The following is a 23,555-nucleotide window of genomic DNA, read 5'->3' as shown; positions in this document are numbered from 1 at the left end:
ACCATCGTGGTGTGCGCCCTTCTCGGGATGAGAATGGGCTTTTTCTCGATAAAATAACATTTAAAAATGAAAACGAAATGGAATTTTCAATGTCCCAGTTGCCTGAATTGATAGGACTGGGAGTTCCTGTGTTTATAGGTTGCTCGTTTGTTATGGGCAATGGTGATAATTTGCAAGGTTGTCCTGGCAATCGAGAGATAAGCTTGAAGGAAGAACCTGCTTGGGTAGCTAAGGGCAGACAGGAGGAGCTAAAACTGCCTGATGAACTCAATACGCCGGAAGCTATCGAAATACTCAATAAACTACAAGAACACGATTATCTAGACGATTGTTATCAGCCTAAGAGAATGTCGATCTCTGAAAAAGGTGTGTTGGCTTCTCTCATCTCTGATAAATTGAGCATCAACCAACCTTGGGTTACATTCGGAGAATTGTGGAATATGAACAAGGAAATCTTGCGAAAGGGCAATTCTAAAGGAATGGACCAAAAAAGCATAGAGCGATTCATAGAAAAGATAAAAGATGTAATGGATTGATATTTAATATGTTGCGTAATTCTTTCCTGCCTACCCCGGGGCTACCCCGTGGCACATGGACGGGGCAACCCCGTGGCAGGTAAGTTTCAAAAACTCTTAGTACCTTTGCCCCCGTAATCAGATGCACAGCGCGTCTGGTTGCGGGGACTTTGCGTATTGCGGGTTCTCAATCTTTTAATACATATAATATGTTTACAAGACTAATCAATGCAGTAAAGGTAGACGGTGCTGTGATCACCGAGGAGAATGGTAACGTATCAGTGCGCAAGGCGCCATGGAACGAGACGGAGGTAATCAGTGACAAGCCGCAGGTGATCAGGGGCAGGATGATATTCTCGGGTGGCGAGAATGGGCGAGGCGACTGGGTGGACTTCAAGCCTTATGTGCAGGGCAAGCGAGAGAAGCCCTTCACGGAGATTCTCAAGACCAAGCATGGGGTGGTGCGCACTAGCAAGCGAACCGTGCAAGTGAACTATGCCTTCTCCAAGGACATGAGCAAGGCGGAGATTCTGCGCTGTCTCAAGGGTGAGCACCAGGAGATGGTGAAGGCTATCAAGCCCTTCAAGGAAAATGTGGAGTGGGAGGACTATAAGGAGTAATAGATAATGTATAATTAATAATGTATAATTAAGCATGAACCACTTTATTGCAATGAATCCTCAGCGTGGGGGCAATAAGGGCAGCGCCAGCTGCCTGCCCCTGGCTGAATATGACAAGCTGATAGCTCAGCCTTGGCTCCACGATATGGTGGAGCAGATACGTGGGGGCAATGACAAACTGAAGGGGCTGATGCCCTTCCGCTGCGGCCACTACAGCCGATTCCTCAAGAATCATCGCTCGCAGAAGGATGCTGACCCTACGAGTTTTCTCTTCCAGACCACCATCGACATCGACGATAAGGAACTGGTGGGTATCGCCATCGAAATGGCAAGGCAGCTGAATTGCAGCGACTCCATCTGGAAGGGAATGCTACTGCATCTGGAATACTCGGCTCGTAAGAAACTCCACATCGACATCCGAATGCCGATAGGTATGACTATCGAGGAGACGCAGAGAGCGTATTGTAAGGCACTTGGCGTGCCCTGCGATGAGAGTTGCTTCACCCCAGAGAGAATCCTCTTTATCACGGATCAGGACTCGGAGATCTATCGCTCCAAGGACTGGTATGCCGTGCTTCCTGCCGATGAACTGAAGGCTCGCAGAGAGGCTTATCTGAAGCGTGGTCTCACCATCGACGGCAGAGGCAAGGCTAACCAGCCTTACGAAATCAATATCAAACCATCAACCGTAAATACTCAACAGAATGTTCAAACAAATCGACTTTCGGGCTCTAACGGCAATCCTGCTGTTTCTCATGGCTCTGCTGGAGGCTATCAGATTCCTGACGGATTACCAACCTCTGGTACCGCCAGCGAGAAGAGCCTGATAGCCTTCGACCTCTTCACGGAGTCGGCAGGACTGAAGAATGTGAATATCGATACCGAGGGCTCTCGCCACTCCTCACTTCTTGCCATCATGAGCGCAGGAGCGAGCAGGGTGATGAGCGAAGAGGAGCTGAGAAGAGTAGTGGCAGTGAAGATGCCTAGCTTCGCCCAAGAGCGTGACTGCCAGCAGCTGATCCATGACTTCTATGAGAAATATGGAGACAGTTCGAAGCCATTCTCTAGAGATGTGATCCGCATCAATGCGCAAGCAGAGAAGCAAGCGACTCTCTCAACTCCTAATTCCTCACTCCAAACTCCTAACTGTGAAGATGATTACCCCGCTCCGCCCGAGATGCCGAAGAAGCTGCCTAAGCTCGTGGAGCTCCTCGTGTCTCAGACACCGGATATCTATAAGCCTGCCGTAGCCCATGCCATCTTTCCTCCGCTAGCCACCCACCTCTGCCGCACCTATTTTAATTACATCGACAATGTGGAGCATGAGGCTACGCTAATGTGTTGTCTCTTAGCTGGTACGGGCGCAGGAAAGAACTGCGTGCAGATGCCTATCAACCTGATTATGGAAGATATCAGAAAACGAGACAAAGATAACCTGAAACGAGAGAAGGAGTGGAAGGATGAGGTGACAAGAAAAGGTGCTAACAAGGATAAGCGTAAGCGACCTGAAAATCTCGTGATCCAGGAGATAGACGCCGATATGACCAACCCTGCCTTCGTGATGCGTACCGCTGAGGCGCAGGAGCATTTCCTCTATACTGCTCTCAACGAGATAGACCAGTTTGATAACCTAAGGGGCATTGGCAACCAGCAGTTTCGTATCATGTGCCTCGCCTTCGACCCTGGTAATCAATATGGACAAACCCGAGTGGGCACGCAGAGTGTTACGGAGCGAGTAACCATCCGATTTAACTGGAATGCCTCGACCACCATCAACAAGGGTATCCGATATTTCTCCAAGGTATTGACCGATGGTCCTATCTCCAGAATCAACTTCTGTACTATCCCAGAGCGTGAGATAGGAGCCGAGATGCCTGTCTATGGCACATACGATGACACATTCAGAGAGAACTTAAAACCCTATATCGAGCATCTTAACATGGCTTCTGGTACTATCAATTGCCCTGAGGCTTTCGCCTTGGCACAGAAGCTGAAAGAGGAGAATGCCGACTTTGCCCGTATGAGCCAAGACAGGGTTTACGAGAACCTCTCGTTCAGAGCCAATGTCATTGCCTATCTGAAGGCTTGCGTGCTCTATGTGGCGAATGGTTGCCAATGGGAATCCGAGATAGAGGAGTTTGTGCGCTGGAGCGAGCAGTATGACCTGTACTGCAAGATGAGATTCTTCCGAGATGCTATCGTGAAGGCGGAGCAGGAGGGAGTGAAGTCGAGCAAAAGAGGGCCTTCCAATATGCTGCAACTTCTGCCAAATGAGTTCTCTTATCAGCAGGCTGAGCAGTTGAGAAGCGACTTGGGGCTGGATACCAAGGGCACCCGACGGATGATAGCCACCTGGGTGTTCAGAAAGTATATCGTGAAAGTGGAGGCAGGCGAACAAGGCGTTAATGCTGGTAATGACAAAGCTGATAACAGCCATTGCTATTACAATTACGGTAATTACAGTTTTTATCGCAAGCTATGTTTTCTCAAAAAAGAATCTAAATAGAAACAATTATGGAAATCGTACTCAAAAGAATAGCTAAGCAGAATACTTACACCATAGGGCGTATGTATATCCTGAAGGACGAGGAGGTGGAGCGCAAGGTGAACTATACGCTCAATAAGGACCAGAAGCGCAGCTTCTGCCATGTGGTAGATGTGGGCAAACTGGACGGGGAGCACTACTTCTGCGATACCCTGGAGCCAACGTGGCGCAACCTGCTGGGAATCACCCTGTTGCCCCAAGAGGAGAATGTGCGTCTGGGGCGAGTGTCGGAGAAGAAGGCGCAGAAGATGAAGGGCAAGACTGCCATACCCGAGGGCACTTATCCCGTGCTCATCACCAAGTCGCCGAGATTCAAGCAGTGGCTGCCCCTGCTGCAGGGCGTTCCTGGCTTTGAGGGCATCCGCATCCATGCCGGTAACTACCCCGATGATACGCAGGGCTGCATCCTGCCGGGCGAAAACAAACTCCGAGGCATGGTGGTAAACTCCCGCATCTGGCTGCATCGCCTCGTCAATGCCATCACGGCGGCGAGAGACCGAGGCGAGAGCATCTGGATCACCATCGTTTGACACCTCTCACGGCCTGGCTCTCTAACGGATTCTCCGGCCAGAAATGCTTAGGGTATCGGCGCTTCAGTTCTTTGCGGACTTCGAAATAAGTGCCTTGCCAAAAACTTGCGAGATCCTGAGTAAGTTGAACTGGCTTGAAACCGGGAGATAACAACTCAAGCAGAAGGGGCTGTCTGCCTGCATCGACAGTGGGAGTTGATGTCATTCCGAAACACTCCTGAAGCCGCACACTCAGAACCGGGGCTTCGGCCCCCAGGCGGTAATCGATGCGGATATTGCTGCCCGATGGCACACGGATGTGGGTGGGAGCAAGGCGGTCTATCTCCTGCTGAAGCTCATAAGGAAGGATGTTCCAAAGGATTTCGCACAGGTTGAGTTTCTTCAGCTCAGTAACAGAAGTCTTCATCTTACCACCTTCTTCGAGATAGAAAGGGAGCCACGCTTGGGCTGTTGTCAGGAGATGCTCTGTTGACAGGTCGGGAATCTCCAACTCCGGATGCCACTCAGCTACTTGCGCCACGCGCTGTTGCAGACGATGAACCGATTCGTTCCAATCGAACATACTGAGTCCGTCTTTTCTGGCAGCTTCACAGATAATATTAGAAACAGTCTCTCGGTTGGCATTTTGTATCGGCTTGCTGTCTATGATGAGCGCTCCTATCCGTGTTTCCTGTTGCATCTTTACTGCCAGCGCTTTGCTGTCCCATGAAATATTCTCGCAGGTTTGTGCCGGCAGGTTCTTCCAGTTGACGGGGGCTGAGAGAAATACCCTTCCTTTCCGTCCCTGCCCAGAACTGGATGATGAGGTTGAATCGAGGTTGAGTGATGCGATGGCAAGCCATTCGTTTGCTGCCATGCTGTCGCACGGGTCGATGAAAATCGTGTTGCCATTCGACATCTTGAAGTTGCCCGCATGGTCGGTGGCATGGGCGATGCGCTCAGGGTAGGCTAGGGCGATGAGATGGCCCACTTCCTCAGCATCAATTGGCTCGTTGTCTTCCCTGATACGCAGCATCTTCCTGTATTCCTGGGCAATCTGAGCGATACGGTTCCAACGCCCCAGATTTTTCTTGCAGCGTGCGGAACGGAGGATAGAAAGGCGGAGCGTCATGTCTGAATCTTCATTTTCGCCCATCGGGTCTTTCTCTTCCAGCAGAGCAGCAATGTCGCAGGCCAGGGCTTGGATCGCCGGAGAATCGCTGCTGATCATCATCTTGGCAATGCGCGGATGACAAGGAAGTTGAGCCATTCTGCTGCCTTCTTCGGTGATGCTGCCACTGAGAGCGTGAACATCATGATCAGGAGTGAGAGCGTTGAGCGACATAAGAAGTTGCTGTGCCAATACGAGGTTGCCCTTGGGAGGAAGGGTGAGCCAAGGCAGCAGTTCCGGTTTGTTTTCCCCGAAAGCTGCAATGTCGAGAACCATCGAAGAGAGATCTGCATCCAGTATTTCGGGCAGCCGTTGTTCTGGCATCAGATGTTCCGAGGTCTGTGTCCAAAGCCGGTAACATACGCCTGATGTGATTCTGCCCGCACGCCCCCTTCGTTGCGTAGCCATGTCCTGACTGATACGAACGGTTTCGAGATGGCTCAAGCCTGTACGGGCATCATAAACCAGTTTTCGGCAGAGTCCGGAATCCACAACGATTCTTACTCCTTCGATGGTGAGAGAAGTTTCGGCGATAGGAGTGGCCAGTACGATTTTTCGTTCACCCGGTTTGGAAGGAGCGATGGCGAGCCGTTGCTTTTCTGGCGAGAGGTTACCGTATAGCGGGTAAAGAGTGGCTGAGGGCAGGACAGAGCGAAGCAGTTCTTCGCATTTCATGATTTCTCCCTGTCCCGGCAGAAAGGCAAGAATGTCACCTTCCTGGTTTCTGAAAGCCTGACAGATAGTGGCTGCCATTTCCTGTGCTACCTGATATCTGTCGATGTCGTGGTCTGCATAAACGGTTTCTATCGGAAACATTTTGCCTTTACTCTCGATAAGCGGAGCCTGAAGTGCCTGACAGATGATAGAAGCATCGATTGTTGCTGACATGATAATGAGCTTCAGGTCGGGGCGGATGATTTCCTGTGTTTGCCGGGCCAGCGCTAACGCCAGATCGGAATTGATGCTGCGCTCATGAAACTCATCAAAGATGAGGCACGAAACGCCTTCGAGTGTAGCATCATTGACCAGCATTCGGGTGAGAATGCCCTCGGTAAGGACTTCGATGCGTGTATCATCCGAAACCTTGCTTTCGAATCTTACCCGATAGCCGATGGTTTTGCCCACGGGTTCTCCCAGAATCTGTGCCATCCGTTCGGCTATCTGGCGAGCAGCCAGGCGGCGCGGTTCGAGCATCAGAATCTTACCCTGACTTTTAAGATGATCATGGATGAAGCCTTCCAATGCCTGATCACTCATGCCCCGCAGAATGGTGAGCGGGAGGAGGGTAGATTTACCGGCTCCAGGAGGAGCTGTAATAACAAGGTTAGCCGACTCCATCAATGCTTCATTGACTGAGTCGGCTATCTGGTAAGCTGGCAGATGACCAGCCTGCTGTTCTATTCTATCTAAGTTCATTTCTTCTTATTTCACAAACTTCAGATTTCTTTTATTTCACAAATTTCAGAATCTCTTTACTCTTTCTGCCCTTTTTGGCAGGAATCGGCATGAAGCCTTCTGTGAGTCCTGTTTTATCTGTCATGGTCTGGAAAACGGAGGCGGCATATGAAGAGAGTTTCTTCTCTGCCAGTTCTTGCTTGATAGCATCCTCATCATAATCATCAGCATAGAGCAGAGTGTGTAAATCGTCAAGATATTTTTGCGGAATATTCTGATGCGGCATGCGGCTTTTTATCTGCATAATCTGTGCGATGATTGCCTGTTTGGTTTGGGCAGCGATGGCTTCTGCCTTTTGCTGCTCGAAGACTGCCAGCGTCTCCTCATCCGTCTCCTGCCAGTTTTGCATCATGGCTTCAGTGTTGGTAAGATGACTGTAGCCTGCATAGCGAATCAGGGCGATGCGCTTGTTCCAACCTTTCTTTTCCAGATAGTTTTTCTCCATAGGGGTAGTAGCTACTATGAGGTTGGCTTTGGCGTACATGGCTTTCTGATACATAGACTGTTGCAGTGAACGCTTCAAGTAAGGGTTCTTGCAGTTTCTCTCAGAAATATCGCCTAGTGGACAAACGATGTAGGGAATGTCCATCTGCTTTGCTTTCTTTGCTATCTGGGCTCCCTGCCATGTCCATGCTCCTATGATCAACACAATGTCGGCATCAACCAGGCTGTTGGTGATGTCGAGCTGCTTATTCAAGGCTTCGATGTATGGAAGATACATCTTCAGCAACTTCTTATGGTTGGAAATGAACAAATATACTTTCATCGTTCTGTCGGTTATTTTTAACTGTTATTATTCTGATAGACTGTTACTTCCTTTTTACCCTGTTTAGAGTTTATGAGAAGTGAAATCGTTTTTGTCAGCCCGCCAATAGCGCAATTTGGTAGCCAGATTTCTCCAGATAATTCCATATTCGAAGAATGGCAGTTTGAACATCGCTATTCCGTCATCAAAGTGTCTGATGGCCTTGTTGGCTATCAGCATTCTCACGATGAACAGCAGGAGGAAACTGAAACCTGCGCATCCTGTAAGAATCCAATTCTTCATGAGGATAGAGTAGGCTGCAACGGCCAGTGTTGCTATCAGGCTGAGATGTGGCATGAGATGGTCAAAGAACATGAGGGTTCGCATGGAACCGGCTCTTTCCAAACTCCTGCGTGAAGCCTGCAGATAGAGGTGGGCATTGTGCCAGCTCTTGTTCGATGGTGCTTCGCGGATGAGCCATGCATCGCAATCCAGTTCTGTAGCAGTATCGCCATAATGGGCATACTTGTTGACGAGAAAATCGTATTCGCCGCGAACATATTCCAGGTTGCCCTGATAGCCCTGTTCCTTCATGAAGTCGCTCTTGCGGAACGCTACGTTTGGCATGTGGCTGCGATAACCATAGGTCTGCTGGGCACGGCGCAAAACATAGTAAGCCTTGCGGATGCTGTCGAAACGGCGTATGCTCTTGGTTTCCTCATCAAGGGCTACATATCCCAATACCAGATGGTTTGGGTCCTGACATTGACGGGCCATGGTTTGCAGCCACTTGTCGTTGCTTGGGCGGCAATTAGGTTCAGTCAGAATAATCCATTCATGTTTGGCTGCCTTCACACCCAGTGTAATCTGCAATTTCTTGCGGCTCATGTAGCGTGAACTCTCAGGAATGTAAGTATAATACAGATGAGGGTTCTCGGCTGCTGTTCGCTTCAGAAAATCCTGTGTCTCGCCATCTGTACTCTGGCAGACTACGATTACCTGATAGTCGGCAGCGTACTGCTGACGCAGGAACATAGGGAGATTCCTCTCCAATTCAGCAAGATTATCGTGTGCGGTAATGAGTATACTGACAGGAGGTTGATTCTCTGCCGTTTCTGTTTTTTGAAAGCGCAACGAGCGCAGAAATGGATTTATCAGCGATCCGAGAACCGCTAATAAAACCACCACTGCGCCTGCTATTATAGTAGTTGTACTAATGATCATCATTTTCTTTTTCTCGTAATATAGAAAGCTAGAGAAAGGAGAATCCTATAAACTCTTAACTTTTAACTTTCAACTATATTAAAAGTCTTCTGTAATATACCCCTTTGGCAACTGGCGACAGTTATACTGGCTCGCCATGATCTCACCATAGGCTCCGGCTGAGCGGAGGGCGATGAGGTCGCCGCGATGGGCTTTGTTGATGTCGACAGCCTTGCCGAAGACATCGCTTGATTCGCAGATAGGACCTACTACGTCGTAAGTTTCAACAGGTTCATCGCTTGAGATGTTCTCAATCTTATGGTAAGCCTGATAGAGAGCTGGACGGATAAGGTCAGTCATTCCTGCATCCACAATGGCAAACTGCTTGGCTGTGCCCTGCTTGATGTAGAGTGTCTTGGTGATGAGAGAACCCATCTGACCCACTACAGCGCGGCCCAACTCGAAGTGAAGCTTCTGACCATCGCGCAACTTCAGTTTCTTTGCGTATGTATCGAAATAATCCTTGAAATTAGGGATTGGCTGTCGGTTTGGATGATTATAGTCAATGCCCAATCCGCCTCCCACATTGATGTTCTTCACAACGATGTGATGAGCTTCGAGCTGGTTCTGAAGTTCGTTGATACGGTTGCAGAGTGCCTCGAAATCACCCATATCGAGAATCTGGCTTCCGATGTGGAAGTGCAGTCCGAGGAACTGGATGTTCTTCATCTTGGCAGCCTCTTCGATTACGGCTTCCATGTCGCGCATGGCAATTCCGAACTTGTTTTCTGCCAGACCTGTTGTGATGTTAGCGTGCGTATGGGCGCCGACATCCGGATTGATGCGGAAACAAACCTGCGCAATCTTATTCTGTTTTTCAGCCAGTTCGTTGATGATTTCCAACTCCGGAATGCTTTCTACATTGAAGCAGAAGATGCCTTTCTCCAATCCGAGGTTGATTTCCCAATCGCTTTTACCTACACCAGCGTAAACAATCTTGCTGGCTGGAAATCCGGCTTTGATGGCTGCCTGAATTTCTCCTCCGCTCACACAGTCAGCTCCTAAACCAGCCTGACAGATGATATTGAGCACCTTAGGGTTGGCATTTGCCTTTACGGCATAGTGCACTTCAAATCCCTCGTGCTTGCCAGCCTCTTCATTGATGGTTTTCAATGTCTGGCGCAACACATTGGTGTCGTAATAGTAGAACGGAGTCTGTATCTCCTGAAACTTATCTATCGGAAATGTACCTTTCATTTCGCTTAATCTTAAATTAATACCTTATTATAGTTAAATCAGAATATCCAACGAAGAGTGGATAGGAAGCATTACATACGAATTCTTCACTTTTCACTCTTCGTTTTCATTTGCATTACTTCTTCTCGAATAATACGTTGCTCAAGTTCTGCAATGCCTGCTTCTTATCTTTCTCTCTGATGAGGAATGAGATGTTGTAGTTAGAACCACCATAAGAAATCATGCGTACAGGAATGTTCTTCATCGCATCGGTAGCGATGGTCTCGAAGCCAACGTTGCTCCAGTCCAAATCACCTACAACGCAGATGATGCACATATCAGAATCAACAGTTACTGTACCATATTTCTTCAGCTCATTTACGATGTCGTTAAGATGAGAATCATTATCAATACTCATGCTGACACCCACCTCAGAAGTGGCAATCATATCAATTGGAGTCTGATAGCTCTCGAAGATTTCGAATACCTTGCGTAGGAAACCTGTAGCGAGCAACATGCGGCTACTCTTGATCTTGATGGCTGTGATGTTGTCCTTGGCAGCAACAGCCTTGATCTTGCCGCGTACGATGACATTGTCGATGATTGTACCGTCGGCCTTAGGATCCATGGTGTTCTTCAAGCGTACAGGGATGCCTGCATACTTAGCTGGCTGAACACAGGTAGGGTGGAGGATCTTGGCACCGAAGTAAGCCAACTCAGCAGCCTCCTCGAAGTTCAACTGGCGGACAGCTTCAGTGTGCTCTACGACACGAGGGTCGTTGTTGTGCATTCCGTCGATATCTGTCCAGATCTGAATCTCTTCAGCTGGGAGAGCTGCACCGATAAGAGATGCGGTGTAGTCGCTACCGCCACGCTGCAGATTGTCAACCTCGCCGTATGCGTTGCGGCAGATGAATCCCTGAGTGATGTAAATCTGATAGCCCTGGTTCTGCTCCATGATAGCAGCCAACTTCTCCTTGATGTACTGAGGATCCGGTTCTGCGTTCTTGTCTGTGCGCATAAAGTCTAATGCACTGAGCAATACGGCCTTTACACCCTGTTCCTTCAAGTAGTTTACAACCATGTTGGTGCTCATCATCTCGCCCTGAGCCACGATGCTCTTCTCCTCGAAAGAAGTGAAGAGGTCTTTGGTGAATGAGCGGAGATAGTTGAATTCGCCCTGCAAGAACTCACGAGTCGTATTTTTCATCTCCTCGGTAGAGTAGAGTTCTTCTACATGCTGCATGTATTTCTTCTCCAAGTTGTTGATTACCTCGTTGGCGCCCTCTGGATTCTTCTTGTAAAGATAGTCAGAGATCTCAACGAGAGAGTTTGTTGTACCGCTCATCGCAGACAATACGATGAAAGTTGGTTCACCTGATTCTGTAACCAAAGAGGCTACTCCCTTCATGCGCTCTGGTGAGCCTACAGAAGTACCTCCGAATTTCATTACCTTCATAGTCGTAATTTTATTTAATTATTTCACTTAATTATCTTCTCCATCCTCTGTGAGGTCGATGTGGTTGTACTCGTTGGTTACGTCGTAGAGCACACCTTCCTTACAGCGGTAAACGATGCCTGGGAATTTGTCGAGCATCGGGATGTTATGGGTTGTCATCACAACAGCTGTGCCTTGTTTGGTGATGTCTTTCAGCAGACTCACGATGTTGCTGGCTGTCTCTGGGTCGAGATTGCCTGTAGGCTCATCGGCGATGATGATTTTTGGATTATTGAGAATGGCGCGGGCGATGGCTACACGCTGTTGCTCACCACCTGAGAGTTCATGAGGCATCTTGTCGATTTTATCAATCATGCCTACTTCGTTGAGCACCTCTTCGATACGCTTTTCTCTGTCTTTTTTGTTTTTCCAGCCTGTTGCCTTGAGTACGAATTCAAAGTTCTTGCGAACGGTGCGGTCGTGTAGCAGCTGGAAATCCTGAAAGATGATTCCCAATTCCTTACGCAGAGCCGGAATCTCCTTTCGCCTGATAGTTTTGAGGTCTCTGCCGAGAATTTCAGCCTTCTCGGTTTCGCCTTCTACAAGGTCTAGTTCGCAATAAAGTGTCTTTAATAGCGAACTTTTACCAGAGCCGACTTTTCCAATAAGGTAGGCGAATTCTCCTTCGTCAATATGGAAATTGATGTTTGGGAGCACGCACTTATCGGCCTGATATATGCTGACGTTCTGATAATCTATTAACATCCTAATTTTTTCTCCTTTATTTAATGTATTTGAAAGCTTTTGCCCTTTCAGGGCGTATTGCCAATATCTTTTTATACCCAGGGTGTTGCCCTGGGCTAGGGGCTTCTGCCCTTTCAGGGCGAGCTGCTGCAAGATAGCCTTGAGCTAGATATATTATTTCATTTCGCCCTTGCTCTTGGCAACGCGGCGTTTCTTATCCCATTCCGGATCGTGACGCATCTGAAGTTCTTTCACAACATCTTCTATTCTCAAGCCCTTGCTTGTGAGCAGAACGATGAGGTGATAGAGAAGGTCTGAACTCTCGTAAATGAGTTTCTCGTTGTTGCCGTTTGTGGCTTCGATAATGGTTTCAACAGCTTCTTCTCCAACCTTTTGTGCCATTTTATTAACGCCTTTCTTGAAGAGGCTGGTAGTGTAACTTCCCTCTGGCATTTCTTCGTGGCGCTTGTTGATGAAGTCCTGAAGCTCTGAGAGGAAGAGGATTGGGTTGAGTGTATTCTCTTCTGCCCAGCAGGTGTCTGTACCTTTGTGGCAGGTTGGACCGTCTGGGTGAACCTTAACCAGCAAGGTATCGTTATCGCAGTCGTTCTGAATGCTAACGAGATTCAGGAAGTTGCCTGATGTTTCACCTTTTGTCCAGAGGCAGTTGCGTGAACGGCTCCAGAATGTCACCTTTTTGGTTGCTATTGTCTTATCGTATGCTTCCTGATTCATGAAGCCAAGCATCAAGACGTTCTTTGTAACTGCGTCTTGGATGATGGCAGGAACCAGTCCGCCTAATTTTTCGAAATCTATTTCCATTTTATCTTGTTTTTATTTTCTTACATTATTATATTCCCCGTGTCCTATATTCTCACGTTGATTCCTTCTTCTCTCAGGTATTTCTTGAGGTCAGGAATGGCAATCTCGCCAAAGTGGAACACGCTGGCTGCTAGGGCAGCATCTGCCTTGCCTTGGGTGAACGCATCGCGGAAATGCTCCATCTTTCCAGCACCTCCTGAGGCGATGATAGGAATGCTTACTTCTTCAGCAAGACGGGCGAGGGCCTCGTTTGCGAATCCCTGTTTCACACCGTCATGATCCATACTGGTAAAGAGAATTTCACCGGCACCCCGGTCGGCTACTTCCTTAGCCCAGTCAAACAATCCTAGTTCCACCCGTTCTCTTCCGCCTTTTACATAACAGTGCCAGCCGTCAGAATCGAGACGTGCATCAATGGCGCATACGCAAACCTGTGAGCCATAATGGTTGGCAATTTCATCGATGAGATCCGGATGTCGGATGGCAGCACTGTTAATGCTAACCTTGTCGGCTCCTGCGTTGAGCAGGCGGTCAACATCTTTGAGTTCATTGATTCCACCTCCCACAGTAAATGGGATATTGATTTCGGCAGCCACACGGGTTACCATATCCGTAAAGGTTTTGCGCTCTTCGAAACTCGCTGTAATATCGAGGAATACGAGCTCATCGGCTCCAGCATCGCTATAAGCTTTTCCCAGTTCTACCGGGTCACCAGCGCTGCGAAGGTTTACGAAATTGGTTCCCTTTACCGTCTCGCCGTTCTTTACATCAAGACAAGGAACGATTCGTTTAGCTAATCCTTTGCTTTTACTTTGAATTTTCACCATTGTATTTTAATTCTTATCGATTGAAGCTATTAACTAGTTTCTTAACATCGATTTTCCCTTCGTAGAAAGCTTTTCCAAATACTACGGCAGGAATTCCTGCAGTTTCCAATGCTTCGATGTCTTCGTTGCAACTTACTCCGCCTGAGGCGATAAGATGCAGTTGAGGATAGGCAGCCATTACTTCTTTGTAGAGTTCTATGGCAGGTCCCTGCAGCGTTCCGTCTTTGCTGATTTCTGTGCAGAGAACATAGCGTACTCCTTTATCGATGTACTTTTTCAGGAAAGGAAGGAGATCTTCAGAAGAATCTTCTTTCCATCCGTTGATAGAAATCTTTCCGTTTCTTACGTCGGCTCCCAGAATCAGGCGGTCGGCTCCATATTTGTCCAACCATTGCATGAAGAGTTCAGGAATGGTGACGGCAATACTGCCCACTGTAACCATGCTTGCTCCCGCAGCAAAAGCTTTCTCAATATCTTCTTCGGTCTTGATTCCGCCACCGAAATCAACCACGAGAGAGGTTTCTGTGGTAATTGCCTTCAACACCGCATCATTTACGATGTGCTTTGACTTGGCTCCATCGAGGTCTACTACATGCAGGCGTTTGAAGCCCATCTGCTCAAACTGTTTTGCCACCTCGGCAGGATTGTCATTGTAAACCTTCTTCTGGTCGTAATCGCCTTTGGTAAGACGAACACACTGGCCATTTATCAAGTCGATAGCTGGAATTAATTCTATCATATTTGTATTTCCTCTTTTATTTTATCTCTAAAAAGTTCTTTAAAATCTGTTCTCCCACCTTTCCGCTCTTTTCAGGATGGAACTGGCAGGTATAGAAATTGTCTTTGTGGAGCGATGCACTATAAGGAAGAATGTATTCTGCCTTGGCAATGGTCTCCTCGCAGAGTGGCACATAATAACTATGTACGAAATAGGAGTAGGGATGAAGCAGTGCATCAGCGGTAGACTTGTCTGAGTCAGAATCCGTTCTGTTTCCGAACCCCTTATAAAGGTCAGTCTTCAAATCATAGATTTCATTCCATCCCATAGCAGGCACCTTGTCTTCGTGTTTCTGAGGCTGGAATCGCTTTACATCTACATCAAAGATTCCGATGCAATCTACGTCACCTTCTTCAGAATGACGGCACAAGAGTTGCTGTCCTACACAAATGCCCAGGACGGGTTGCTTCAAGTTCTTGATTACTTGATCAAGCTGATGAGCCTTCAGATATTCCATTGCTTCTCTTGCCTGGCCTTGTCCTGGGAAGAGAACGCGGTCAGCCTTCTGGAGCATTTCTGCATCATCTGTAAGTACAGGTTCGATGCCTAAACGCTTCATGGCGTTGACTACGGAATAGATATTTCCGGCATTATATTTTACGATTGCTACATCCATAACCTAACGTAATTCATTTCTATTTCTTATTTTTCGATGCAAAGGTACACATTTTCTTTTAATTTAAAGAAAATAAAAGCAAAAAGATTACGAAATATAGTAGATTTCTTTCAGAAAGTTAGAAATATGGCGTGTTTTTACGTTTTCGTTAAGTGAAAAAGGAGCAATTGGATGTAAACCAACATCTAATTGCTCCTTTTGAAGTGTTTATTTTGATAATTGAAACTTCTTAGTTTTCTTCTTCACTGTCTGCTGTGCGGAGAATGATAGAAGTTGCTCCAATGGTGAACAGGGTTCCGTCTTCAATAACGCGGCGTTCTCTGTCGCCCAGAATCTCATTGTCAACGAAAGTTCCTGTATAACTTGGTCCATCACGGAGTACATATTTCAATTTGCCTTTCTTGTCGCGGCTAACGTTGATTACGCAATGGTTCATGTCAACGCTTGGGTCTACGGTTTCGATAGGGCAGTTGATTCCGCTGTTCTTCATGTAGCGGCCGATGATGTTGTCGCCTAACTGGAGCGGGATGACCTGTTTGTAAGCGAATACGTTCTCGATGACAACGATAGAACCGTATCCCTTCTCGTTGGCATTCTCATCAAGTTTTTCCTCCTTGCGGGTTTCGCGGAGCTTGGAAACTCCCATTCGGATGCCAAACTGCTTATTGCAATTAGGACAAACGAAAACGAGACTCTGACCTGCCTGATACTTGGTCTCATCGAAGGTGATAAAATTATCGCATTTAGGACAACGTACTCTTTTCATATTCTTTTTCTTACTTTTCTATCTTTATTATAATAATGTGTTGTAGAAGTTTCCGATACTCCTTGCTCTTTGTTCTAGCTATAAACTATAAACTCTTAACTGTAAACTATTCTTTCACTTTCGTAATCCAGCCGTCAGTAAAAGCATCATAGTTGTGTAAACGGTTGAGAGCAGTATAAGCTTCGCCCTCGGTAGAGTATGTTCCGTATATAACTTTCACATTATTATCCGTAATCAACACCCTAGCTTCCTTGAATCCTTTGTTTTGGAGGAGTTCAGCATAGCAGGCAGCATTGCGCTTGGTAACACGACTTGCCAAAACGATGCTATAGTAAGAAGAAGCTGTTTGCAATTCATTGTCCTGAGTCATGTTGACAGACTTGGCAGGAATGCTCTCTTCTGCCTGTGATTCTGTACTAAGTACCAGTTCTTGAGGTTGCGCAACTTTATTGATCTCCTTAGGCATGATGCGGTTCAACATACCTGTGTCGATTTGGCTCTTCTGAACAGTTGGGGTTCCCAATGGAGAAGAGTAGGTGAAGAATGCAATGAGAGCGATGCAGGCTGCTGCAATATTGCGCAACCAGCTCTTCTTGATGCTGATGAATTCGGCATTTGATTCTTCTTCTTCGTTAACGAACACAGAATTGTTGACAGAGAGTCCACTCTCCATCTTCTGGTTACTATCCTGATTCTTGACTTCGCTTTCTGTACGATTGTTTTCTACTGTCTTTGCTGGCATTTCAATGATTGAAGCAGCAGAATCTTCAGTCTTCTGAACCTCTTCTGCAGAAATCTGCGCGAGTGGGAGCATGTTTAAGCCGCCCAAGCCATACAACTCAGGGGTAAGAATGCCCGCCTCGCATGGTTCGAAGGTATAATTTCCGTCTTCGTTCAATATGATGGTGCCAATATCATTCAGTTCAAATTTTCCTGAATTCTCCAGAGTCTGACGCATCTCTGTCACTTCATCAGCAATGCGGTTCAAAGCTTCCGGATAGCTGATATCGTATGCTTCAACATACGAAAGTGCAAGGAGAGAATCGTTCATCTGGAGCTGTGGGTTAAAGCCAATAGTTCTCAGCGGTGGCAAAAACATGCTGTCTCTGCCATCGTAACGCGCATCTACATGATGAGCCATGAAGCCACCAAATCCTGGGACAATCACGCAATCGTTGCTCAAAAGTAGGATCTCTATATGTCTTTCTAGTCTATTCACGTTTGCAAAGGTAGTGATTTTTTCGGAAATGACCAACAGAAAATAAAGAAAATTTTCGATGAAATCATAAAAAGTCTAATTTGTTTTGTCGTTTCGGGAAAAAGTATTACCTTTGTGCCTAAAATAAATAAGGTATAAATCAATGAAATATACAGAGATAGAAATTGAAGGAGTCTGGCTGATAGAACCTCGGGTATTTGAAGATGCTCGCGGCTATTTCTTTGAAGCATGGAAGCAGGCTGACTTTGATGCTCACGTTGGAGGGCATGTGGTGTTTGTGCAAGACAATGAATCGATGTCGGCTCGTGGTGTGCTCAGAGGTTTGCATTATCAGAAAGGTGAATTCTCGCAGGCTAAGTTGGTGCGTGTCATCAAAGGCCGCGTGCTGGATGTAGCTGTTGACTTGAGAAAGGGCAGTAAGACTTTCGGTAAATATGTAATGGTTGAACTGAGTGGAGAGAACAAACGTCAGTTTTTCATTCCTCGCGGTTTTGCCCATGGTTTCCTGGTACTGAGTGACGAAGCCATCTTTACTTATAAAGTAGATAATGTTTATGCTCCTGATTACGAAGCCAGTATTCATTGGGATGATCCTACTATCGGAATAAAATGGCCTATTGAAGGAGTTGAGGTGCTTACGTCAGAAAAAGACAGAACCAAGGCAAAGTCTTTCGAAGAGGCTGATTATTTCGAGTAGAATTGGTATCAGCTTTTACCGATTAATTTATTTAAAGAACTCATCATGAAAAAGATAGTTAATTTATGGTTGCTCAGTTGTATCTTGACTCTTGTTGCTTGTGGGCAGAAGGCCGAAAAGCAACAGGAAGTGAAGGAAGATACTGCGGCTAAGAAGATGTTGCAAGGCATTTGGCTGAACGATGACGATGAGGATGATGTGGCGTTCCGCGTAAAAGGCGATACGATTTATTATCCTGATTCAACCAGTCAGCCTGTCTACTTCTACATTGCTGGCGATACGCTTGTAATGAAGGGTGCTAATATTGCAAAATATCCGATCGTAAAACAGGCTGAGCATATTTTCCAGTTTAAGGTGCAGAATGGGGATGTGGTTAAGCTGGTGAAGACGGAAGATAAGTCTTATTTGCAGCAGTTCATCCACAACCATGCTTCCGTGGCGCTGAATCAGAATACGCTGATTAAACGTGATACGGTGGTTGTAAGGGGCGATGAGAAATATCATCTCTACGTACAGGTTAACCCAACAAGTTATAAGGTCTACAAGAGTTCTTATAATGATGATGGTGTTGAGGTAGACAATGTTTATTATGATAATATTGTAAACTTGCATGTTTATCATGGTGCCAACCGTCTGTTCTCTCGTGATTTCCATAAGAAGGATTTCGATAAGCAGGTTCCTGCTTCTTTCTTGGACCAGTCTATATTGAGCGACATCGTATTCAATAAGATAGATGAATCTGGCATTCATTATCTTGCTGTTCTGGCAATGCCTGACAGCAGTTTGAGTTATCAGGTTGAGGTTATCATTTCCTTTGAAGGAAAAATGAGAATGCGGGTTAAGAGTTAAAAAAAGAAATAAAAAAGTCGCCCTGAAAGGGAAAGCATTGGATGTAAGATGCTTTTGTCCTTTCAGGGCGATTCTATTTTTATGTGCTTATCCTGGAGGGATAGCTTGGTGGCTCAACTTTTAATTGAAGAATCCCAGCAAAGCTCCGGCTGCAACGGCAGAACCGATGACTCCCGCAACGTTTGGTCCCATGGCATGCATGAGAAGGAAGTTGTGGCGGTCGTATTCCAGACCCAGGTTGTTGGAGATGCGTGCACTCATTGGTACGGCACTCACTCCGGCGTTTCCGATAAGTGGGTTCAGTTTCTTGCCTTTTGGCAAGAAGAGATTCATCAGTTTGACGAATAAGATTCCGCTTGCCGATGCGATGATGAAAGCAAGAGCACCGAGAGCAAAGATTTTGATGGTGTTTAATGTCAGAAACTCTGAAGCCTGGGTAGAACAGCCTACGGTCAGGCCGAGGAGGATAACGACAATATCATTCAAGCTGCTGCTTGCTGTCTTGGCGAGTCGGGTTGTCTTTCCGCTCTCTTTCAGAAGGTTTCCGAAGAATAGCATTCCTAATAATGGCAAACCGGATGGAACGATGAAGGTGGTGAGAAGCAGACCGATGATAGGGAAGAGAATCTTTTCGGTCTGTGAAACCTGACGTGCCGGTTTCATCTTGAGGACGCGCTCTTTCTTGGTTGTAAGCAGTCGCATCAAAGGTGGTTGGATTACAGGCACCAGTGCCATGTAAGAGTAGGCGCAAACCGCAATGGCTCCCATGAGGTTCGGACTCAGTTTGCTGCTCAGGAAGATGGCGGTTGGTCCGTCTGCTCCTCCGATAATGGCAATGCCAGCTGCCTGGTTAGGTTCGAATCCCAGAGCCAGTGCAATCATGTAGGCACCGAAGATTCCAAATTGGGCAGCGGCTCCAATCAGGATGAGCTTCGGGTTGGAAATGAGCGCAGAGAAGTCGGTCATGGCTCCAATGCCCAGGAATACGAGTGGCGGGTACCAGCCCTGTTTCACTCCCTGGTAGAAGATGTTCAGAACGGAGTTGTCTTCGTATAAACCTATTTCGAGTCCTGCATCGGCACGGAATGGAATGTTGCCAAGAATGATTCCCAATCCGATAGGAACCAGGAGCAGCGGCTCAAAATCTTTCTTGATGGCGAGCCAGATAAAGAGTGCTCCCACCAGAATCATGATGAGGTTTCCTGCCGAGGCGTTGGCAAAGCCCGTAAAGGTAAGAAACTCATTGAAGTTTTGTATGATGAAATCCATAATTTACTTTGAACTTTGAAAGTTAAACATTGAACTTTATGATTAGTCTTTTGATTGGAAGAGTAATCATTAGCTTTTGTCTAAACAGCTTATTATGCGATTGTTACAAGCGTGTCTCCTTCCATTACTGCATCTCCTTTGTTCACGTTGATGCTGGTAATGGTTCCTGAAGTTTCTGCATCGATGTTGTTCTGCATCTTCATGGCTTCGAGCACGACAACAGTATCGCCTGTGTTCACCTTGTCACCGACTTTCACCTTGATTTCGTTGATAGTGCCAGGCAGAGGGGCAACAACTGCTTTGCCTGCAGCAGGAGTTGCCTGTTTGCTTGATGAAGCAGAATCAGAACTTGCTGCAGAACTTGAACCTGCGGCAGAACCTGCGCTTGTAACAGAGCTGGCAGAAATGTTGTTTTGTCCATCACTTAACTTTACTTTCTGTTTACTGCTCTTAACCGGCTGTTTCATTTCCACTTCGAATGGAATTCCATTCACGGTTACATTGGCGATATTGCCTTCAATATCCTGTATTTCAACGACGTAATCTACGCCTTTAACCTTATATTCGTACTTTGCCATAGTTTTTATATTTTAACGTTGTTATTGTTGTTGTTGAATTTCGGAGCATTCCATCTGGTCTGTTTTGGCTTGATGGTGATAATGCCGGATTCTACATCATGAACATCTTCCAGGTATTCCTGTAGTGCAAGGGAGATGACTGCCATGTAAATCTCCTTATCAATACCCTTGGTTTCTAAACCATCTTTCAGAATCACGTTGGTCTTATGACTGAGGCCTTGAGTAACCTCGATGGTCTTCTTTCCTGTCTTATATAATAAGGTGGCGTGCTTCTCTGTAGCACGGGCGATGCGCTGTTTATGTTTCATGTAGGCTCCGAAAAACCAGAACACGATGAAGAGGAGAGCAAGGCAGGCAAATACGATTCCCATTGAAAGTACGGCGATTCCTATTCCGTATGGGTCGCTTTTCTTCAATTGCTGGGCTTTACTCAAACCTGTGTTTTGAGGCAGATAGCCTGGAGTTACTGATCCGGCAATGGCTTTCTCCCATGTCTTGAAGTCCTTGCTCAGTTCAAAACTCTCATCGGCAGCCAACACTGGCACGCTTACGGAGTCTATCAGGTCAACGGCATTTCCGTCATAGAGTGCTATCCAGTTGGGCATCTTTTCCTGTAGAATAAGATTGAGATGAAAAGGTCCCGAGTTAGAAGAATTTTTTGCCTTCCAATGTTGTCCGTTCTCGCCATCCAGGTACCAGAAACTGCTGTCGAAGATAACAATGCTCTTCTTGCTTCCCAGTGTGGTTCGTGGTTCATTGTTAGGCAATGGACACATCAGCTGTCGGCGAGCTTCAGGCGACATTTTCTTGTCGAGAACCCTTCGGTCGGTGGTTAGGAACATACCGCGTACATTATACGTGGTAAAGGAGGAATTGCTCAATTCCACCCATGGTTTGTGCTGCCCGTACTCATCTACAAGATTGGTACGATTGTCGGTCATCACCTCCGTAATACGGATACTTTTGGCTCCTTGACTCCAAGCGGGCAAGGACGTGATGACTAGCATGGTTATCAGAAATCCCAATTTCTTCATACGCTTACTAACGTTTATAGGGTTATTGTTTCATATTTCGAAAAAATCTGCATCATATAGGAACGATAGCTGTTCCTAGAAGATTCATTAGGTTTGTTTCTTGTGCTCAAAGGTACGAAGAATTTCTGAAAAGACAACAAAAAAGGTGCACAAATTTTTGTCTTTGTGCACCTCGTTTATAATTTATAACTATTTTCAGTTGTTTTGTTAACATTTGTAAGTCTTACGCTCCGCAGAAGAACAGCACCACTATCTGGGCTGTAAAGATACGGAGGAACATGCTCAATGGATAAACCGTAGAGTATCCTACAGCTGGAGCCTCCTTTGAGCAAGAAGCATTTGCATAAGCCAATGCAGGAGGGTCTGTGTAAGTACCGGCGAGCATACCCATGATGGTGAAGTAGTTGAATTTAAACTTCAGGCGGGCAATCGTACCGATGATGAGGATAGGAATAACGGTGATGAGGAAACCACATCCCACATATTTCAAACCGTCACCCTGTACTACTGTGTCCCAGAATCCGGCACCAGCCTTGATTCCCACACTCGCCAGGAAGAGTACAAGTCCTATTTCTCGCAGCATCATATTAGCCGAAGTCGTCGTATAAGTTACCAGCTTCATGCGATAGCCGAAACGGCCGATGAGGATGGCGATGATAAGCGGACCTCCGGCAATACCCAACTTCAAAGGCACCGGCATTCCCGGAATGGCAAATGGGAGAGAACCGAAGATAATACCTACCATAATGCCTACGAAGATAGTGGCAATGTTAGGCGCATCGAGGCGCTTTACAGAGTTACCCATGATTTCAGCCACACGGTTCACATTCTCTTCAGGGCCTACAACCAGAATCTTATCACCTACGTGGAAGTGGTGGTTTCTGCCTGCAAAAATGTCCATTCCCTGACGGGAAATACGGGTTACGTTAACGCCGTATACGCTGGAGAAGTGCATCTTACCCAAGGTCTTACCGTTCATTTCCGGACGGGTAACGATGATACGGCGAGAAACAAAATGCTGTACTTCATCCTTCTCGCGGTCCCATTCAGCTTCAATCTCTGGTCCGATAAAAGCCTTGATGGCTTCAGCATCAGCCTCTGCACATACAACGAGCAATTCGTCTCCAACCTCAAACTTAGTCTTGCTGTTAGGAATGCTCACCTCGCCATTGTGGAGCAGTCGTGAACATACAATGTCACGGTTCAAGAACTCAGAAACTTCTCTCAGCGTTCTGCCTGTAATATAAGCATTTTCCACGCGCAAGTGCATGTTATGGGCCTTAGCGTGTGGGTTGGCAGCATCTTCTTCGTTAAGCTGTTCTTCCTCATCAGCAGTATTAATCTTACAGATGTACTTGATAAGGATAGTAGCACCAATAATGCCCACTACACCAAGAGGATAAGCACAAGCATAACCGTTGGCAATACTTGGAGCCCCATTAGGGAAGACGCTAAGCAAAGCCTCGTTGGCAGCACCAAGACCCGGAGTATTGGTAACCGCACCATAGAGAGTACCTACCATCATAGGCAGGTTGTTAGGGTTGCTCGTATCAAAGAAGAGATAATAGCAACCAAACATCACGAGGATGTTGAGTAAAATAGCGCTAGCCGAAAGCATGTTGAGCGTAACACCACCTTTCTTGAAACTCTCGAAGAAGCCAGGTCCTACCTGGAGACCAATCATGAAGACGAAGAGGATCAGGCCGAAGTCTTGCACGAAAGTGAGAATTTCCTTTGGGCCGGTGAAGCCAACGTGGCCAGCCAAAATACCTGCGAAGAGAACGAAGGTGACACCTAATGAAATGCCGCCAATCTTTATCTTTCCGAGGTAAACACCAATAGCTATCACGATAGCGTAGAGTAGGGCGATGTGAGCCACCGACTCGGTATTGGCGAAGAGATTAACAATCCAATCCATG

General features: G+C 46.6%; 22 protein-coding genes. 6 read left to right on the top strand and 16 right to left on the bottom strand.

The genetic code is table 11. The features are described 5' to 3' along the window. Positions 1 to 77: 77 nt before the first annotated feature. The 4 genes from NQ544_RS05010 (at position 78) to NQ544_RS04995 (ending at position 4,210) form a co-directional block, all read left to right on the top strand. Entirely contained in the window at positions 78 to 536 is a 459-nt protein-coding gene (locus NQ544_RS05010; protein ID WP_153134086.1) for a hypothetical protein, read from the top strand. A gap of 188 nt (positions 537 to 724) precedes the next feature. Further along, complete coding sequence (locus NQ544_RS05005) at positions 725 to 1,135, top strand: hypothetical protein (RefSeq protein WP_006846451.1); 411 nt, start codon at positions 725 to 727, stop codon at positions 1,133 to 1,135. Positions 1,136 to 1,169: 34 nt separating this feature from the next. Further along, positions 1,170 to 3,641 (top strand): hypothetical protein, encoded by a 2,472-nt coding sequence (locus NQ544_RS05000; protein WP_006846452.1) that lies wholly within the window; start codon positions 1,170 to 1,172, stop codon positions 3,639 to 3,641. A gap of 8 nt (positions 3,642 to 3,649) precedes the next feature. Beyond that, the gene (locus tag NQ544_RS04995) at positions 3,650 to 4,210 is read left to right on the top strand and encodes a DUF5675 family protein (RefSeq protein WP_006846453.1); all 561 of its coding nucleotides are present in this window, start codon (positions 3,650 to 3,652) and stop codon (positions 4,208 to 4,210) included. Here the strand turns inward: NQ544_RS04995 and hrpB are convergent. From hrpB to NQ544_RS04935, 12 genes are all read right to left on the bottom strand, one after another. Further along, positions 4,197 to 6,776: an ATP-dependent helicase HrpB gene (gene hrpB, locus NQ544_RS04990; RefSeq protein WP_006846454.1), complete on the bottom strand. Its 2,580-nt coding sequence runs from the start codon at positions 6,774 to 6,776 to the stop codon at positions 4,197 to 4,199. The genes NQ544_RS04995 and hrpB overlap by 14 nt on opposite strands. Before the next feature lie 31 nt (positions 6,777 to 6,807). Continuing rightward, positions 6,808 to 7,581, bottom strand: coding sequence for a glycosyltransferase family protein (locus NQ544_RS04985; protein ID WP_006846455.1), 774 nt, complete (start codon positions 7,579 to 7,581; stop codon positions 6,808 to 6,810). A gap of 63 nt (positions 7,582 to 7,644) precedes the next feature. Continuing rightward, positions 7,645 to 8,787, bottom strand: coding sequence for a glycosyltransferase (locus NQ544_RS04980; protein ID WP_006846456.1), 1,143 nt, complete (start codon positions 8,785 to 8,787; stop codon positions 7,645 to 7,647). Positions 8,788 to 8,862: 75 nt separating this feature from the next. Further along, entirely contained in the window at positions 8,863 to 10,020 is a 1,158-nt protein-coding gene (lysA, locus tag NQ544_RS04975; RefSeq protein ID WP_006846457.1) for a diaminopimelate decarboxylase, read from the bottom strand. Between the two features lie 115 nt (positions 10,021 to 10,135). Beyond that, positions 10,136 to 11,458, bottom strand: a complete 1,323-nt coding sequence (locus tag NQ544_RS04970; RefSeq protein WP_006846458.1) for an aspartate kinase — start codon at positions 11,456 to 11,458, stop codon at positions 10,136 to 10,138. A gap of 27 nt (positions 11,459 to 11,485) precedes the next feature. Continuing rightward, positions 11,486 to 12,202 (bottom strand): cell division ATP-binding protein FtsE, encoded by a 717-nt coding sequence (locus tag NQ544_RS04965; RefSeq protein WP_040552511.1) that lies wholly within the window; start codon positions 12,200 to 12,202, stop codon positions 11,486 to 11,488. 153 nt (positions 12,203 to 12,355) lie between these two features. Then, positions 12,356 to 13,003 (bottom strand): bifunctional phosphoribosyl-AMP cyclohydrolase/phosphoribosyl-ATP diphosphatase HisIE, encoded by a 648-nt coding sequence (hisIE, locus tag NQ544_RS04960; protein ID WP_006846460.1) that lies wholly within the window; start codon positions 13,001 to 13,003, stop codon positions 12,356 to 12,358. 44 nt (positions 13,004 to 13,047) lie between these two features. Further along, complete coding sequence (gene hisF, locus NQ544_RS04955; protein ID WP_006846461.1) at positions 13,048 to 13,830, bottom strand: imidazole glycerol phosphate synthase subunit HisF; 783 nt, start codon at positions 13,828 to 13,830, stop codon at positions 13,048 to 13,050. A gap of 13 nt (positions 13,831 to 13,843) precedes the next feature. Beyond that, complete coding sequence (gene hisA, locus NQ544_RS04950; protein ID WP_006846462.1) at positions 13,844 to 14,569, bottom strand: 1-(5-phosphoribosyl)-5-[(5-phosphoribosylamino)methylideneamino]imidazole-4-carboxamide isomerase; 726 nt, start codon at positions 14,567 to 14,569, stop codon at positions 13,844 to 13,846. A 16-nt stretch (positions 14,570 to 14,585) separates the two neighbouring features. Then, positions 14,586 to 15,224, bottom strand: a complete 639-nt coding sequence (gene hisH, locus NQ544_RS04945; RefSeq protein ID WP_006846463.1) for an imidazole glycerol phosphate synthase subunit HisH — start codon at positions 15,222 to 15,224, stop codon at positions 14,586 to 14,588. A 229-nt stretch (positions 15,225 to 15,453) separates the two neighbouring features. Beyond that, positions 15,454 to 15,990 carry an FHA domain-containing protein gene (locus NQ544_RS04940; RefSeq protein WP_006846465.1) on the bottom strand — a complete coding sequence of 179 codons (537 nt, stop codon included), beginning with the start codon at positions 15,988 to 15,990 and terminating at the stop codon, positions 15,454 to 15,456. Between the two features lie 106 nt (positions 15,991 to 16,096). Further along, positions 16,097 to 17,173 (bottom strand): HU domain-containing protein, encoded by a 1,077-nt coding sequence (locus NQ544_RS04935; protein ID WP_244263567.1) that lies wholly within the window; start codon positions 17,171 to 17,173, stop codon positions 16,097 to 16,099. A gap of 178 nt (positions 17,174 to 17,351) precedes the next feature. Between NQ544_RS04935 and rfbC the strand changes: the two genes are divergently transcribed. Then, positions 17,352 to 17,906 carry a dTDP-4-dehydrorhamnose 3,5-epimerase gene (gene rfbC / locus NQ544_RS04930; RefSeq protein WP_006846467.1) on the top strand — a complete coding sequence of 185 codons (555 nt, stop codon included), beginning with the start codon at positions 17,352 to 17,354 and terminating at the stop codon, positions 17,904 to 17,906. Between the two features lie 45 nt (positions 17,907 to 17,951). Beyond that, positions 17,952 to 18,755, top strand: a complete 804-nt coding sequence (locus NQ544_RS04925; protein WP_006846468.1) for a DUF4738 domain-containing protein — start codon at positions 17,952 to 17,954, stop codon at positions 18,753 to 18,755. A gap of 120 nt (positions 18,756 to 18,875) precedes the next feature. On the opposite strand, the gene NQ544_RS04920 is transcribed toward NQ544_RS04925, so the two are convergent. The 4 genes from NQ544_RS04920 to NQ544_RS04905 form a co-directional block, all read right to left on the bottom strand. Then, positions 18,876 to 20,024, bottom strand: coding sequence for a sodium ion-translocating decarboxylase subunit beta (locus NQ544_RS04920; protein WP_006846469.1), 1,149 nt, complete (start codon positions 20,022 to 20,024; stop codon positions 18,876 to 18,878). Positions 20,025 to 20,116: 92 nt separating this feature from the next. Then, positions 20,117 to 20,602, bottom strand: coding sequence for an acyl-CoA carboxylase biotin carboxyl carrier protein subunit (locus NQ544_RS04915; protein WP_006846470.1), 486 nt, complete (start codon positions 20,600 to 20,602; stop codon positions 20,117 to 20,119). A 5-nt stretch (positions 20,603 to 20,607) separates the two neighbouring features. Then, positions 20,608 to 21,636: an OadG family protein gene (locus NQ544_RS04910; protein WP_006846471.1), complete on the bottom strand. Its 1,029-nt coding sequence runs from the start codon at positions 21,634 to 21,636 to the stop codon at positions 20,608 to 20,610. Between the two features lie 223 nt (positions 21,637 to 21,859). Then, positions 21,860 to 23,554: a putative transporter gene (locus tag NQ544_RS04905; protein WP_006846472.1), complete on the bottom strand. Its 1,695-nt coding sequence runs from the start codon at positions 23,552 to 23,554 to the stop codon at positions 21,860 to 21,862. Between the last annotated feature and the right edge of the window lies 1 nt (position 23,555).

It is taken from the genome of Segatella copri DSM 18205 (assembly GCF_025151535.1).
Classification (GTDB): domain Bacteria; phylum Bacteroidota; class Bacteroidia; order Bacteroidales; family Bacteroidaceae; genus Prevotella; species Prevotella copri.
Note: the sequence above shows the minus strand (reverse complement) of the source record. Positions and strands in the feature narration are given on the sequence as shown.